This is a genomic window from Micromonospora sp. NPDC049580 (assembly GCF_040675595.1).
GTDB lineage: Bacteria > Actinomycetota > Actinomycetes > Mycobacteriales > Micromonosporaceae > Micromonospora.
In genome coordinates, this window is record NZ_JBFAPG010000109.1 from 1 (window position 1) to 14,940 (window position 14,940).

Consider the following 14,940-nt stretch of genomic DNA (forward strand, 5'->3'; position numbering starts at 1 on the left):
CCGCGCCGCACGTCGGCGCGGGCCCGGCGTACCGGTGATCCGTGGGATCAGGCCTGGCGGACGGCCTCGCCCTCGATCTCGATCTTGATCTTCTTGCCGACCAGCACGCCACCGGTCTCCAGGGTGACGTTCCAGGTCAGGCCGAACTCCTCGCGGTCGATCTCGGTGCTCGCGGAGAAGCCGAAGATGTCCTGGCCGAACGGGCTGCGACCCACGCCCTCGAACTCGACCTCCAGCTCCACCGGACGGGTGACGTCCTTGATGGTCAGCTCACCGGTGAGCACGAACTCGTTGCCGCGGCGGGACTTGACGCCGGTGCTGCGGAACTCCAGGGTCGGGTACTTCTCGACGTCCAGGAACTCGGGGCTGCGCAGGTGCGCGTCCCGGTCGCCCTGGGTGGTGTCGATGCTGGCACCCTGGATGGTGGCGACGACCGAGGACTGCAGCGGGTCCTCGGCGACGGTGATGGTGGCGGTCGCCTCCTTGAACTCACCGCGGACCTTGCTCACCATCATGTGCCGGGCGACGAAGCCGACCCGCTTGTGCGCCGCGTCCAGCACGTAGGTGCCGGCCGTCGGGATGGTGAGGCCGTCCCAGTCGCGGGTAACCGCATCGATGCTGCTGGTCATGCTGGTGTCCTCCAGAAGATTGTTTAGTAGCCCAACGACTGCTTGAGCAAATATAACCGCAACAACATTCCCTCTGTCAAGGACTGGTAGGGTTAACGAGTGACCAACGTGTTCGACGACCCCCGGATCACCGCGGTTGGCCTCCTCTACGAGGTCCACGCCGGGCTCTCGGCCCGGTTCGCCGCCCAACTCGAGGAGCACGACCTCTCCACGGTCGAGTTCGAGGTGATCACTCGACTGGCCCGCTCACCCGGTAACCAGCTGCGGATGACCGACCTCGCCGCGCAGACGTCACTGTCCACCAGCGGGGTGACCCGTGTGGTGGACCGGATGGAACGCGACGGGCTGCTCACCCGCCGAGCCTGCCCGAACGATCGCCGCAGCTCGTACGCGGTGGTCACCGCGGCCGGCATGCAGCGGCTCGACGAGACGCTGCCCGGCCATCTGCGGATCATCGAGCAGTGGTTCACCGGCCAGCTCGACCCCGAGGCTCTGGCGGCACTGCTCGACGGCCTGCGCCGAGTGCGGGACGCCGTCCATCCCGGTGCCACCGCCGGCAGCACCGACCAGGAAGTGGCCGACGACTGCGACCCGGCCTGACCGCTGACACCCGGGCCTGACCGACCGTGGCCGCCCGACCTCACCGGACGGCGGCCACCCGTGTCGCCAGCGGCGGTCGAGCCGTGTCGGGGCGACGTCCGGGCGGTCGACCGAGGCGTGCGGCGGGTGCCGGCAGCACCGGCAGAAAGACCGGCAGAACTGACTTTGCAGACCGGACAAACCTCTTGAAGAGCACCTTCCACCCCGGCAGCGGTGGCAGGCTTTCGTCCACCGGGGAATCACCGGGGGGTGACGGCGCGGGCGAACAGCGAGGGGTAGCACCAAGGGGGCTCTTCGCTCGCGCCACTCTCCATCGGGCCGGCCACCGACGGGCGCCCAACTAGCGCTCGACGGACCCGCCCCGCGCGGCCATCAGCGCATAGAGCAGCCCGGACTCCTGCGGCAGCAACCGGATGCCACTCTCCTCGCAGACCCGGTCGAGACGATCGAGAACCGCCGGGTCCGACGTGCTCGCGGCGAGGCCCACCAGCGCCTCCACCACGTCCCGCCGATCGTGACCGGCCTCGGCAGCGGCGGCGAACCACTCGGCCGCCAGTTCCCGGTCACCCCGGTGCAGTGCCAGGTTCCCCTCGATCAGCGCACAGATACCCGCCTCCGGCCCGCCCCAGGACAACACCGTGTCGTCCGAGCGCGGTCGCGGGAGTCCGACCCGCTCCACCCACTGCTGGCCCGGCACGACAACTGTCGCCTCGGCGCCCCCCGCACGCAGCTCGGTCAGCACCTCGGTCGCCTCCGTGGCACGCCCGTCCTGCGCGAGCGCCAATCCGACCGTCCCGAGCACCCGCCGTCGATGCCCCGGGTCACCCAACTCGAACAGTGCCGACGCCGCGCGCCGGCCCTGGTCGACGGCATCGGCGTACCGGCCCTCCAGGCGGGACACCTCGGCCCGGTTGGCCCAGGCCAACACCCGCAACCGTTGCTCACCGCCCTCGGCGGCGAGCCGGTCCACGGCAGCCAGCCGACGGCGTGCCGCGACCAGGTCACCGACGCGGATCTCGTGCCAGGCGAGGCTGTTCTGCGCCACCGCCAGCTCCCGGGTCCGCCCGTTGCGGGCGGCGAGCCGGAGCACCGCCTCGGCCTGCTCCCGGGCCTCGTCGTGCCCGCCGACGGTGGTCAGCAGCGCGCCGAGCACACTGCGCGCCTCCAGCTCGCCGGTCACGTCGCCGGCCTGTCGGAACGCCTCCAACGCGGCCCGCGCCGTCGGCAACTCGTCGACCTCGGCACCGTGCTCGGCGGCGAGCCGGGCCACCCCGAGGCTGGCCCAGCCGCGAAGGATCGGGTCGGCGTCCACGGTTCGGGGGTCGGCCAGCAACCGCCGCAGCCACTGCCGCCCGGCGACATCGCGCCCCCGGAAGCGCCACCAACGGGGCAGGCAGGCCGCCAGACGGAGCGCGGTCAGCGGGTCGTCGGTGGCCGCGTGGGCCAGCGCCGTGCTGATGTCGCTGCTCACCTCGTCGAGCCGGTGCACCGCGTCGAGCATCCGGGGGCCGGCCAGGTCGGAGGCGGTCCGCGCCACGAGGCGGGCGACCACCTCCGCATGCCGACGCCGTACGCAGGTCAGCTCACCACTGCCCACGGCCTGCTCGATGGCGAAGTCACGAACCGCGTCGAGCAGGCGGAACCGGAACGGCCCGGTGCCGCGAACGCTCAGCAGGCCGAGCTCGACGAGGCGGTCCAGCAGCGGGACCGGATCGATGGCGACCGTACCGTCCCGGTCGGCCTCGTCGGCGAGCATCTCCTCGGCCAGCTCCACCGACCACCGGTTGCCGAACATGGCAAGCCGCCGCAGCGCGTCGCGCTCATCCGGCGCGAGCAGTCGGTAGCTGGTCGCCACCGCGTCCCGCAGGGTCACCGCCACCGCCGCCCGGGTGGCATCGGTGGCATACGGGCGGCGGGTGGCCGCCTCCGGCCCGTCCCAGCGGTTACGGGCCGCCGGGTCGGCCGAGGTGGTCAGGTCGAGCACGCGATCGCCGTACCGATCGAGCAGTTCGGTGAGGTCGAGCAACCGGCCCCGGGCGGCCATCAGCTCGATGGCCAGCGGCAGGCCGCCCAGCCGACGGACCAGGGCGGCCAACGCCGGCAGCTCGTCCGGAGTCGGCGGCTCCCGACGGACCTGGGCGAGCCGCGCGGTGAACAGCGCGACCGCCGGCCACGAGCCGAGCGTGGCCGGCCCGGAGTGCTCGGCGTCCGGCGGCGGCACCTCGAGCGGGGCTACCGGCCAGACCCGTTCACCGGGCAGCCCGACCGGGTGCCGTCCGGTGACCAGCACCCGCAACGACGGCAGCACGATGCCCAGCCGGTGCAGGGTCTCGGCCACCGGGCCGGGGGCGCGCTCGACCGCGTCCATGACCAGCAGTGCCGGCCGTCCGGCGAGCCGGGCGACGAGTTCCGGCAGCCGGGCCGCGCCGAGGACGGTCATCGTGGCGGCGAGCACGTCCGGTCCGTCCGAGCCCTCGCCGACCAGCACGCCGGCCACACCGCCCGGATGTGCGCGGGCGGCTGCGTGGGCAACGGCGAGCGCGAGCGCGGTCTTGCCGACCCCGGCCAGCCCGACCAGGCTCACCAGTCGGGGGCCGCGTTCCGCGGTCAGCATTCCGGCCAGCTCGGTGACGTCGCGGTCGCGGCCGATCAGGGCTACCGGTGGGGGGAGGGCCACCCGAGCGGCGGCCCGGGCGGCTCCGGCTGTGGACGTGACACCGGCGCCAACCCCGAGCGTGCCCGAGATGACGTCCGGCCGGGGCGACTCACCGCCGGCGGCGCCGCGGGCCGTCGCCAGGAACGCCGCCCGGGTCGCGCCGGCCAACTCCAACGCCGTGGCCAGCAACTCGACTGTGGTGCGCTGCGGCCGGACCGACCGGCCGCGCTCCAGGTCCCGCACCGTCCGCACGCCGACCCCGGCACGGGACGCCAGCTCCGCCTGAGTCAGGCCGGCCGCGCGCCGGTGCGCACGCAGCAGTTCCGGCAGCCCGCTACGACCGGCCGGGCTCCGCGACCGATCATGCTCCGGAGTCATGGCCACGAAGAGTACGGATCGACTCCGACCATCGGCAGTCGAACGTCGGTCTGCCGACGTCCGCTCGCCGAAAATCCGACAGCCGAACGGCTGGCCGGCCCACGACGGCAAGCCGGCGTCAGACAGCAAGCCGGCGTCGAACGGCCGGCCGACGGCAGACGGCCGGCCGGTGGCGGGCAGGGAGAGGCGGAGCGGGACCGGGCCGCGTCCAGGTGCGGTGTGGGTGGTTCAGAGACCCAGGTCGCGGGCGATGATCATGCGCTGCACCTCGCTGGTGCCCTCGCCGATTTCCAGGATCTTGGAGTCCCGCCAGAACCGGGCGACCGGGTACTCGTTCATGAAGCCGTACCCGCCGTGGATCTGGGTCGCCTCCCGGGCGTTGTCCACCGCGATGGTGCTCGCGTGCAGCTTCGCGATGGCGGCCTGTCGCTTGAACGGCTCACCGGCCAGCATCCGGGCGGCGGCGTCGTAGTAGGCCAGGCGGGCGGTGTGCGCCTTCAGCTCCATGTCGGCGATCTTGAACTGGATGGCCTGGTTGGCGCCGATCGGGCGGCCGAACGCCTCCCGCTCCTGCGCGTACTTGATCGACTCGTCGACGCAGCCCTGCGCGAGGCCGACGGCCAGTGCGGCGATCGCGATCCGGCCCTCGTCGAGGATCCGCAGGAACTGGGCGAACCCTCGGCCGCGGGCACCGAGGAGGTTGGCCGCGGGCACCCGACAGTCGTCGAAGGTCAACTCGTGGGTGTCCGAGGCGGTCCACCCGACCTTGGAGTAACCGGGGGCCACCGTGAATCCGGGCGTACCGGTGGGCACGATGATCGTCGACAGTTCCTTGGAGCCGTCCGCGTTCGTGCCGGTCACGGCGGTGACGGTGACCAGGGCCGTGATGTCGGTCCCCGAGTTGGTGATGAACGCCTTCGACCCGTTGATCACCCACTCGTCGCCGTCCAGCACGGCACGCGTCTGGGTGCCGGCGGCGTCGGATCCGGTGCCCGGCTCGGTGAGCCCGAAGCCCGCCAGCGCCTCGCCGCTGAGCAGCTTCGGCAGCCAGGTGGCCTTCTGCTCCTCGGTGCCGAAGCGGTAGATCGGCATCGCACCGAGCGAGACCGCCGCCTCCAGCGTGATCGCGACGCTGGAGTCGACCCGGGCCAGCTCCTCCAGAGCCAGACACAGCGCGAAGTAGTCGCCGCCCATCCCGCCGTGCTCCTCGCCGAAGGGCAGGCCGAACAGGCCCATCTTGCCCATCTGCCGGATCACCTCGTACGGGAAGGTGTGCTGCTCGTAGTGCTCGGCGATGACCGGGGCGACCACCTCGCGGGCGAAGTCCCGCACGCTCTCCCGCAGCGCCGTTTGTTCGTCGGTGAGCCGGAAGTCCATCTCATCCTCCTGTGTGGACGGCCGCCCCGGCGCTCGTGACGCCGCAGGCGGATCGCTGTGGGGGTGGGGCGAGGGTCAGACCGGGGTCACGCCGTGTCGACGCCGGGAGAAGTGCCGGTCCTTGGTACGCGCGGCGGCGAAGCGGCGGACCAGCTCGCCACGCAGGTCGTGCGGCTCGACGATGGCGTCCACCACCAGCTCGCTGGCGAGCCGGACGACGTCGATGTCCTGCTCGTACTCGGCCCGCTTGGCGGCCACGAAGGCGGCCCGCTCGTCCGCGTCCTCGATCGCCGCGATCTTGTTGGCGTAGACGGCGTTCACGGCGGCCTCGGCGCCCATCACCGCGATCTTCGCGGTGGGCAGCGCGATTGTCGCGTCCGGCTCGAAGCCGGGGCCGGCCATCGCGTACAGGCCGGCGCCGTACGCCTTGCGGACCACCACACAGATCTTCGGGACGGTCGCCTCGGAGATGGCGGTGATCATCTTGGCGCCGTGCCGGATGATGCCCTGCTTCTCCACGGCGCTGCCGACCATGAAGCCGGGTACGTCGCTGAGGAAGAGCAGCGGCACGTTGAACGCGTCGCAGAGCTGCACGAACCGGGTCGCCTTGTCGGCCGAGTCGACGAAGAGCACGCCGCCCTTGAACATCGAGTTGTTGCCGAGCACGCCGACGACCTGGCCGTCGAGGCGGCCGAACCCGATGGTCAGCTCCTTGGCCCACAGCGCCTGGATCTCGAAGAAGGAACCCTCGTCGAGCAGGCCCTTGACGTACCGCCGCATGTCGAACGCCTGCCGCTCGCTGGCCGGCACGAGCGCGGCCAGGTCGGCCTTCGCGGGCGCGGCGACCGCCGGCGCGGCCGGCGGCGCCTGGGTCCAGTTCGCGGGCAGGTACGACAGGTAGGTCTTCACCACGTCGAGCGCGTCGGCCTCGGTCTTGCAGAGGAAGTGCCCGACGCCGGACTCGGCGGTGTGCACCTTGGCCCCGCCCATCGCCTCCAGGGTGGTCTTCTCCCCGGTGACCATCTCGACCATCCGGTCGGAGCCGAGATACATGCTCGCGTTGCCGTCGACCATGGCGACCACGTCGCAGAACGCCGGAATGTACGCCCCACCGGCGGCGCTCGGGCCGAACAGCGCGCAGACCTGCGGGATCGAACCCGAGGCGCGGACCTGGTTCCAGAAGATCTTGCCGGCGCCACGCCGGCCGGGGAAGAGGTCGACCTGGTCGGTGATCCGGGCGCCGGCGGAGTCGACCAGGTAGACCATCGGCACGCCGGCGCCGTACGCCCGCTCGATGATCCGGATGATCTTCTCGACGGTCCGGGCGCCCCAACTGCCGGCCTTGACGGTGGAGTCGTTGGCCATCAGGCAGACCTGCCGCCCGTCGATCGTGGCGGTGCCGGTGACCACGCCGTCGGCGGGCAGCCCGTCGGCGAGCGCGTTGGCGTAGAGGCCGTCCTCGACGAACGAACCCTCGTCGACCAGCAGCGCGACGCGTTCGCGGGCGAAGAGCTTGCCCTTGGCCTCGTTGGCCGCGTGGTATTTGTCCGCGCCGCCGGACCGGGCCCGCTTGCGCAGTTGCTCCAGCGCCTCACCGTCGAGCGTCACGCCGACTCCCTCGCCCGTACTGACCTGAACGATCGTTAGGCTATCGCATTCGCGCACCTCCCGGCGACCCACGACCGGCCGACGCTTCTTTGAACGAAACATTGAAATCTATTAATCTCTGTGGATAGGCTCCTGGCACCCCCTCCCGGATAAGGAGTCAGCGATGACCTCACGACTCGGTCGGCTCGCCGTCGCGTTTGTCGCGACGGCAGGTGCCACGCTCGGCGTCACGGTCGCCAACCCCGCGCCCGCGTCCGCCGCGATGACCATCTGCTACAACACCAGCCAGGCAGGCACCTACGCCGGCACCGCCAACCAGGCCGCCTCGATCTGGAACAACGCCACCACGAACCTGACGCTTACCGCGAACTGCGGCTCCAACCTGCGGATCTACCAGATCACCGGCGGCGGCTCCTACGCCGTGCGGACCAGCCTCGGCAACGGCCGGGTCTACATCGACACCCAGCAGGCGGCGCAGTACAGCCCGCTGCGGATCATGACCCACGAGATCGGGCACATCCTCGGCCTGCCGGACAACTACAACGGCAACTGCGCGATCCTGATGTCCGGCGGCAGCGCCGGCACCAGCTGCACCAACCCGTACCCGAGCACCGCCGAGGCGAACCGGGTGAGCAGCCTCTTCGCCGGCACCCTCAGCGCCACCGAGCGCAGCACCGGCCGCAGCGCGGACATCTTCCGGGACAGCTGGCCGAGCGTGCTCACCCCGGTGAGCTGACCGACCTGGCACGAACGAAGGGGCCGGCGTGTTCGCCGGCCCCTTCGTCGCGTCCTCAGCTCGGCATCGGCGTCAGCCGGGTACGCGGGCCCGCCCGCAGCACGCCGGACGGAAGCTTCTTGCCGAGCAGCTCCTCGGCCAGCTCGGCCACCTCGATCAGGGCAGCCAGGTCGATGCCGGTGTCGACGCCCATGTCGTGCAGCATGTGCACGGCCTCCTCGGTGGCGAGGTTGCCACTGGCCCCCGGGGCGTACGGGCAGCCGCCCAGGCCGCCGACGCTGGCGTCGAACTCGGTCACCCCCAGCTCCAGCGCGGTCAGCAGGTTGGCCAGCGCCGTACCCCGGGTGTTGTGGAAGTGCAGCAGCACCGGCACGTGCGCGTTGCGGTCGCGTACCGCGGTCAGCAGGTCACGGACCCGACGCGGAGTGGCCATGCCGGTCGTGTCGCCGAACGCCACCCGGTCCGCGCCGTCGCGGACCACGCGGTCGACGATGCCGGCGACCCGCCACGGGTCGATGTCCCCCTCGTACGGGCACCCGAAGCTGGTCGCCACGATCACCTCGACCCGCGCGGACACCCCGTGCAGGAGGTCGATCAGCTCGGCGATGTCGTCCAACGACTCGTCGGTCGAGCGGTTGACGTTGCGCCGGTTGTGCGTGTCGCTGGCCGACACCACCACCTCGATCTCGGTGAACCCGGCGGCCAGGGCCCGCTGCGCGCCCCGGGTGTTCGGCACCAGCGCCGAGTAGCGCACCCCGTCGGCCTTCGTGGCCCGCCGCCACACCTCGTCGGCGTCGGCCATCTGCGGGATCGCCAACGGGTGCACGAACGACACCGCCTCGATCCGGCGTACGCCGGTGCCGGAGAGCGCGTCGAGCAGCCGCACCTTCGCGTCGACGGGAATCGGCTCCTCGTTCTGCAGCCCGTCCCGCGGCCCGACCTCACGAATCGACACGAAATCTGGCAGTTCCGCCATGGGTCACCTCACTGTCTGCTCTGCTGGGGCAACGGTAGCGACACCAGCCCTCATAGCCGCCAGCACCGAGACCGGGACGGACACCCTGTACGTCAGCCTTCCGTCCGGGTAGCCCTTCTGGACAGCTTCCGGTCACTCTTCGGCGGATGAATCGGGCCAGAAGGGTCCGTTCACCACCAGCGCCATGGAACCGCGGTCGGCCGGGTGGCTACGTTGGTGCCGGCGTGGCGGTGGGGCCAGCCATCGGCTCGGCCCCACCGCCAGAACGCCTCCGGTGGTCAGCGCTGCGACGGTCCTTCCAAGAGCTCCGCAGCGCATCGGAGTGCGGTCGAGAGGGCGCCGGCGCACGCGGCGGCGTCCTCCCGACCCACGAGCAGGGCCATCACCACGGCACCGTCGGTACCGAGGGACGCTTTACGCAGAATTCGGACTATTCGTCGTCCCGCGCTCAGCCGCCGCAAACCATTACCGTTCATCTACTTCCTCCCAAGCGTCGGTCCGCAATTGCGATGGGATTACCAGTCGTTGGAACTTCCACGACTGATCCCGCGATCAACAACCAATCCGGATCGAGCGCGGGTGTTTTCCCATCCGCTTACGACAACGACACGGCCCGAGGAACATGACGATCTTCTGACCGGGTTCTCGCCGGCCCAACCGGCCAACCGCAGGAGCATCGACAGTCCAACCAGGACAGGGCCAGAACGGTTCCGATACAAGGCCTGCGTCCCGGCCAGCCACCCGGCCAGGAATCTGACTGGCGACACAGCCTTTAATACCCAGTTGGTTGATCGGAGGCGGTACAAATACTGGTCCGAGTCATGTGAGCTCTTGGAAGGACCCGCATGACCACCGCATTGAGGGGACCGACATGACCACCGAAGCCGATCCGCCGCTTCCAGCAGAGGAGCGCACCCAGAGACACCGACTCGTCCCGCGATCGATACTCGAAGCGCAATACCAGCAGCGCTATCACAACCCCGCCGTGTCGGAGTACGGGCTGGCGGTCCGCGAGATCGTGGAGACCTGTCCCGAGATCGGGCCGATCGACACCTGGCAGAAGCTGGCCGACCGGATCCACACACCCCGATCCGATCCCGACCGGTCCAGTCGACGCAAGAAGAAGTCCCTTCTGCGCAAGAAGCTGTCGCGACACTTCACCGCCGAGAGCAAGGGCCCACCCTGGCAGACGGTGATGCTGGTGGTGAAGCACGCGCTGCCGCCGGAGCTCCGCCGGCAGCGGCTGGCCCACTTCGCCGAGTTGTACGAGCTGGCCCGCGGCGAGAAACCGCCGAGTGGAGTTCGCGACGAACGAGCCGAGGATGACACCGAGGGGCGGGGCGGCGAGGATGTCGAAGAGCGCCTGCGCCAGAGGATCGCCGACCTGGAACGAGAGCGGCTGGACCTCAGGGTGGAGGTCAGCAAGCTGCGGTCTGCCCTCGCGGCCCGGTCCCTCGGCCCAACGTCGGACGATCTGCCTCGACAGCACGAGCCGTTGACCGGCCCGTCCTCCGGGGCTCCCAACACCAGGCACTTCCCGACGACCCAGCCCAGAGGCGGCGGTTCGGTACAGAGCCACTACCGGGCACCACGGCTGGACACCGGCTCCCCCGGTCTACCCGGGCAGCGCAGGGGGATGCCGCCCCACCTGGTCGACCAGCCCTGGCACGGCCGGCAGCCGAAGATCGACGACTCCTACGACCTGCGCAGGCACCTGTAACGAGCAGGGCCGTACGATCTCCGCTGCTTCCAGCGGCGATCAAGGGGTTTGCGTCAGGATTCCGGCCACTCCTGACGCAAACCTCTTGATCAACCAGAACGGCGGGTCAGCGCATGCGGGAGACGATGCCGGTGTCGTACGCGCCGCTGAGGAACTCCTCGTTCTCCAGCAGCTCGGCGAAGAACGGGAGGTTGTTCTTCGGGCCTTCGATCCGGAAGGCGGCCACCGCCGCCTTCGCGCGCTCCAACGCCTCTTCGCGGGTGTCGCCGCTGACGATCAGCTTGGCCATCAGGCTGTCGTAGAACGGAGTGACCGTGTTGCCGCCGGTGTAGCCGGAATCCACCCGGACGCCCGCACCCGTGGGCTCCACCCAGGTCTTCACCACGCCGGGGCCGGGCAGGAAGCGCTTCGGATCCTCCGCGTTGATCCGCATCTCGATCGCGTGCCCGCTCGGCGTCAACGCGTCCGGGTCGAACGTCGGCGCCAGCCCGGACGCCACCCGCAACTGCTCCTCCACCAGGTCGATCCCGTAGACGTACTCGGTCACCGGGTGCTCCACCTGCAACCGCGTGTTCATCTCCAGGAAGAAGAACTCGTTCGTGGTCGGGTCGAGCAGACACTCGACAGTTCCCGCGTTGCGGTAACCCACGGCCTCACCGGCGCGCACCGCCGCGGCCAGGAAACGCTGCCGCAGCTCCGGCGAGACCGCCGGGGACGGCGACTCCTCGACCAGCTTCTGGTTGCGCCGCTGCACCGAGCACTCCCGTTCGCCGAGCGCCACCACCCGACCGTCGGCCAGGCCGAGGATCTGCACCTCCACGTGGCGCACCCGGGGGAAGTACCGCTCGATCAACACCGAACCGTCGCCGAACATCCGCTCGGCGAACGCGCGCACCTTGTCGTACTCGGTGCGAAGCGCTGCCTCGTCGACGGCCACGCCCATGCCCATGCCCCCGCCACCCGCGGCGGCCTTGACCATCACCGGGTAGCCGATCTCCGCAGCGGCGGCGACCGCCGCGTCCAGGTCGGCGGCCGGGTCGGTGGTGCCGGGCGCGACCGGGACGCCGGCCGCCGCCATCAGGTTCCGGGCATTGATCTTGTCGCCCATCGCGGTGATCGCGTCCGCGCCGGGCCCGACCCAGATCAGCCCGCTCGCCTCGACGGTACGGGCGAACTCGGCGTTCTCCGACAGGAACCCGTAGCCGGGGTGGATGGCCTGTGCGCCGGTCGACTTCGCGGCGGCGAGGATCGCCTCGACGTTGCGGTAGCTCTGGGCCGGGTTCGGCGGGCCGATGAGAACGGCCTCGTCCGCCTCGGCGACGAAGGGCAGGTCGGCGTCGGCCTCCGAATACACCGCGATCGCGCGGATGCCGAGCCGCTTGGCGGTCCGGATGACCCGGCGGGCGATCTCGCCCCGATTGGCGACCAGCAGTGACTCGATCATGTTTCCTCCCGGCGTCCGGATGGTGGGACGATGCCAGGGAACCACGACCGGCCCACTCCTGACGAGCCGGGGCTCAGACGAGCAGCGCGGCCGGGCTCAGGCGAGCAGCGCGGCCAGGGTCGCGCCGCGCAGCAGCTCGGCGCGACGCCGACGGTCCACCTCGCCGCCCAGGAACGGGGTCGAGTTCATCAGGCCGAACGCGGCGTGCGCCAACACCCGCGCCTCACCGTCGGGCATGCCCGGGTGCAGCGCGGTCAGCACCGTCACCCACTCCTCGACGTACATCCGCTGCAGGCGGCGGATCCGTCGTCGCGGCTCCTCCGGCAGGCGGTCCAGCTCGTGCAGGTGCAGTGCGATCACCGCCGGGTTGGCCAGCGCGAACTCGACGTGGAAGTCGATCAGCGACTCCAGCGCGCCGCGCGGGTCGTCCGGATGCCCGGCGGCGCGTTCCCGGCCGCCGGCCAACAGCCCCTCGCTGACCGGGATCAGCGCGGCGGCCAGCATGGCCTCCTTGCCGGCGAAGTGGTGGTAGAGCGCGGGGCCGGTCACCCCGGCTGCCGCACCGATGTCGTCCATCGACACGCCGTGATAGCCACGGGCGGCGAACAGACCGACCGCGATCTCCAGGATCTCGTCCTTGCGGGACCGGCGCCGGCCCGCACCCGCCGCACCCCGTGCCTGCTGTTCCACCGTCACGGGGCAAGCGTAGACCGCGAGCCGACCGCGGTGGGGCGGCGGTTACCGGTCGGTTGCGTGCGCCACGCCACCGGCCGGCCCCCGCTCGGGCGGGGCCGACCGGTCGGCGAAGAGGTCTACTCGTCCGGGTCGAGGTCGTGCTCCGCGCGCAGCGCGGCGGCCTCCGTGGGTCGATCCAGCAGGTCCAGGGCGCGGGCCAGCAGCCAGGCCGTCTGGCGGACCGGCCGCGAGCCGGCCGGGAGCCCACCGAGTACGCGGCGCAGCAGCGGCTCCGCCTCGGCCGGCCGGTCCAGGCGCAGCAGCAGCTCACCGACGAGAATCTCGACCTGGGCCGCCTCGCCGAACGCCTCGATCGACCGGAGCCGGTCCGGCACCCCGGCGAGCCGGTTCAGCGCCTCGTCCGGCCGCCCCTCCCCGACCAACACCCGCGCACCGGCCTCGGCCGCCATCGCCAGCTCGTACGTCACCGGCGGCTCCGGCTCCGGCTGCCCGGCCAACGCGGCCGCCAACCCGTCCACCAGCTCGATGGTCCGGACCGCCGCCGGTCGGTCGTCGGACCAGAACCAGGCGTACGCCTCCCGCCGACGGGCGCGCAGCTCGTCCAACGGCAGGTCGGCCAGCCGGTATGCCGTGGCGGCGGCGGCGAACCGCTCGGCGGCAACCGCGTCCCGGTCGGCGTCGTAGAGGATCCCGCCGGCCTCCTCCAGCACCTGCGCCCGGTGCGGGAGGTTGTCCGGGCCGTCCAGGTTGGTGGACAACTGCTCCAGCAGGGCCAGCGCCGGATCGATCTCGCCGAGCCCGGCGTACACGCCGGCCAGCAGGTGCCGACAGCGGTCGGCCTCCGCCTGGGCGCCCAGCCGGTCCAGGCCGAGCACGGCCTCCTCGGCGACCTCGGCCGCCTCGGCGAGCCGGCCCACCATCCGGTACGCGTTCGCCAGCTCCCAGCGCAGGAACGCGTCCCCCTCGGCGCCGCGCTCCACGCAGAGCGTCACCGCCTCGACGAAATCGTCCACCGCGTCGGCGGGCCGACCGGCGGAGAGCAGCGCCCGCGCGCGGGCGACCCGGACGGGCAGCTCCGCGTCCGCCGGCGCCACCCGCAGCGCCTCGTCGCAGGCGGCCACCGCCTCCGCCGGGTCGTCGACCGTCCGCGCCCAGGCCAGGCAGGCCGCCGTGAGCAGTTCACCGATGCCCAGCTCACGACCAATGCCGCGAGCCTCCTCGGCGGCGGCGCGGGCCTCGTCGACGCGGTCGGACTGCTCCAGCAGGTGTGCCCGGTGCAGCGCGATCCGAGCCGCCAGGTGCCGGTCGCCACCCGCGTCGGCCGGTGCCCGGTCCAGCGCCGCGAGGGCGTCCGCCCACCGTTGCTGGTGCAGCAGCGCCAACGCCAGCCGGTCGTGCCCCGCGGCCCGCTGCCGGGCGTCACCGAGCCGGTCCAGCACCTCGGCGGCCTCCCGGACCAGCGCGAGCCCCTCCTCGGCGTGCTCGTCGTCCCTGGTCAGCAGCACGCCGAGCCGCCCGGCGACCACCTGGGCGGGCACCTCCTCGCCCGCCGAGCGGTACAGGTCCAGCGCCGCCCGGTTCAACTCGACCGCGCCCTCGATGTCGTCCTCGTCGCCGCGCTCGGCGGCCCGCAGCGCCAGCCGGTGCGCGACCGTGCGCGCCGGCAGGTCGGCGGAGCCGAACCGGTCGTCGCACGCGGCCAGCGCCGCCTGGAACGTGGCCCGGTCGTGTCGGCCCCAGCTCTCCTCGGCGAGGGCCAGCAACTCGTCCGCGTCGGCGTCGGCGGGCAGGGTCACGGCGGGCGCCTCGGCCCGATCCCGGCCACCTCGGTCGGCGGACGCGGGCGTGCCCGCACCGAGCGCGACGGTTGGATCGGCCGGACGGCGGCGGACGCTCGCGGAGAGCGGCAGGTGCTCGCCGCTGGGCCGGACGGCGAGCCGGCGGGCGATCCACTCCGACTGGTGCGTGGTGCCGTTGCGGGCGTCGAAGCGGGCGGCCAGCGCGGTCGCGGTCCCGGCCAGCTCGTCGGCAAGCGTCGGCGCGGGCACCTCGGCGGCCGGCCGGCCCTCGGCGGCCCGGCGGTACACCGTCGCCGCACCCGCCTGACGCAGCGCGGCGGC

Annotated in this window: 11 protein-coding genes; 3 read left to right on the forward strand and 8 right to left on the reverse strand. The window is 71.9% G+C overall.

Features of this window, described 5'->3' with window-relative positions:
- Window positions 1-47 precede the first annotated feature (47 nt).
- The gene (locus AB0J68_RS12240) at window positions 48-629 is read right to left on the reverse strand and encodes a YceI family protein (protein WP_354854915.1); all 582 of its coding nucleotides are present in this window, start codon (window positions 627-629) and stop codon (window positions 48-50) included.
- A gap of 99 nt (window positions 630-728) precedes the next feature.
- Here AB0J68_RS12240 and AB0J68_RS12245 point away from each other — a divergent pair, with 99 nt between their 5' ends.
- Window positions 729-1,229, forward strand: a complete 501-nt coding sequence (locus AB0J68_RS12245; RefSeq protein ID WP_354854913.1) for a MarR family transcriptional regulator — start codon at window positions 729-731, stop codon at window positions 1,227-1,229.
- Window positions 1,230-1,569: 340 nt separating this feature from the next.
- Here the strand turns inward: AB0J68_RS12245 and AB0J68_RS12250 are convergent, their stop codons facing one another.
- From AB0J68_RS12250 to AB0J68_RS12260, 3 genes are all read right to left on the reverse strand, one after another.
- On the reverse strand, window positions 1,570-4,263 hold the full coding sequence (locus AB0J68_RS12250) for a helix-turn-helix domain-containing protein (RefSeq protein ID WP_363938188.1): 2,694 nt from the start codon (window positions 4,261-4,263) through the stop codon (window positions 1,570-1,572).
- A gap of 228 nt (window positions 4,264-4,491) precedes the next feature.
- Window positions 4,492-5,640, reverse strand: a complete 1,149-nt coding sequence (locus AB0J68_RS12255) for an acyl-CoA dehydrogenase family protein (RefSeq protein WP_354854910.1) — start codon at window positions 5,638-5,640, stop codon at window positions 4,492-4,494.
- A 75-nt stretch (window positions 5,641-5,715) separates the two neighbouring features.
- Window positions 5,716-7,248, reverse strand: a complete 1,533-nt coding sequence (locus AB0J68_RS12260; RefSeq protein WP_354854908.1) for an acyl-CoA carboxylase subunit beta — start codon at window positions 7,246-7,248, stop codon at window positions 5,716-5,718.
- Window positions 7,249-7,411: 163 nt separating this feature from the next.
- Between AB0J68_RS12260 and AB0J68_RS12265 the strand changes: the two genes are divergently transcribed.
- The gene (locus AB0J68_RS12265; RefSeq protein WP_363938193.1) at window positions 7,412-7,984 is read left to right on the forward strand and encodes a snapalysin family zinc-dependent metalloprotease; all 573 of its coding nucleotides are present in this window, start codon (window positions 7,412-7,414) and stop codon (window positions 7,982-7,984) included.
- A gap of 55 nt (window positions 7,985-8,039) precedes the next feature.
- On the opposite strand, the gene AB0J68_RS12270 is transcribed toward AB0J68_RS12265, so the two are convergent.
- On the reverse strand, window positions 8,040-8,960 hold the full coding sequence (locus AB0J68_RS12270) for a hydroxymethylglutaryl-CoA lyase (protein WP_363938196.1): 921 nt from the start codon (window positions 8,958-8,960) through the stop codon (window positions 8,040-8,042).
- Between the two features lie 985 nt (window positions 8,961-9,945).
- On the opposite strand from AB0J68_RS12270, the gene AB0J68_RS12275 reads away from it, so the two are divergent.
- On the forward strand, window positions 9,946-10,680 hold the full coding sequence (locus AB0J68_RS12275) for a hypothetical protein (RefSeq protein WP_363938199.1): 735 nt from the start codon (window positions 9,946-9,948) through the stop codon (window positions 10,678-10,680).
- Between the two features lie 106 nt (window positions 10,681-10,786).
- On the opposite strand, the gene AB0J68_RS12280 is transcribed toward AB0J68_RS12275, so the two are convergent.
- The 3 genes from AB0J68_RS12280 to AB0J68_RS12290 form a co-directional block, all read right to left on the reverse strand.
- Window positions 10,787-12,124 carry a biotin carboxylase N-terminal domain-containing protein gene (locus AB0J68_RS12280; RefSeq protein ID WP_363938202.1) on the reverse strand — a complete coding sequence of 446 codons (1,338 nt, stop codon included), beginning with the start codon at window positions 12,122-12,124 and terminating at the stop codon, window positions 10,787-10,789.
- A 96-nt stretch (window positions 12,125-12,220) separates the two neighbouring features.
- Window positions 12,221-12,820: a TetR/AcrR family transcriptional regulator gene (locus AB0J68_RS12285; RefSeq protein ID WP_355133969.1), complete on the reverse strand. Its 600-nt coding sequence runs from the start codon at window positions 12,818-12,820 to the stop codon at window positions 12,221-12,223.
- A 116-nt stretch (window positions 12,821-12,936) separates the two neighbouring features.
- Window positions 12,937-14,940 (reverse strand): hypothetical protein (locus AB0J68_RS12290; protein WP_363938205.1); only part of this gene is annotated, 2,004 nt, incomplete at its 5' end.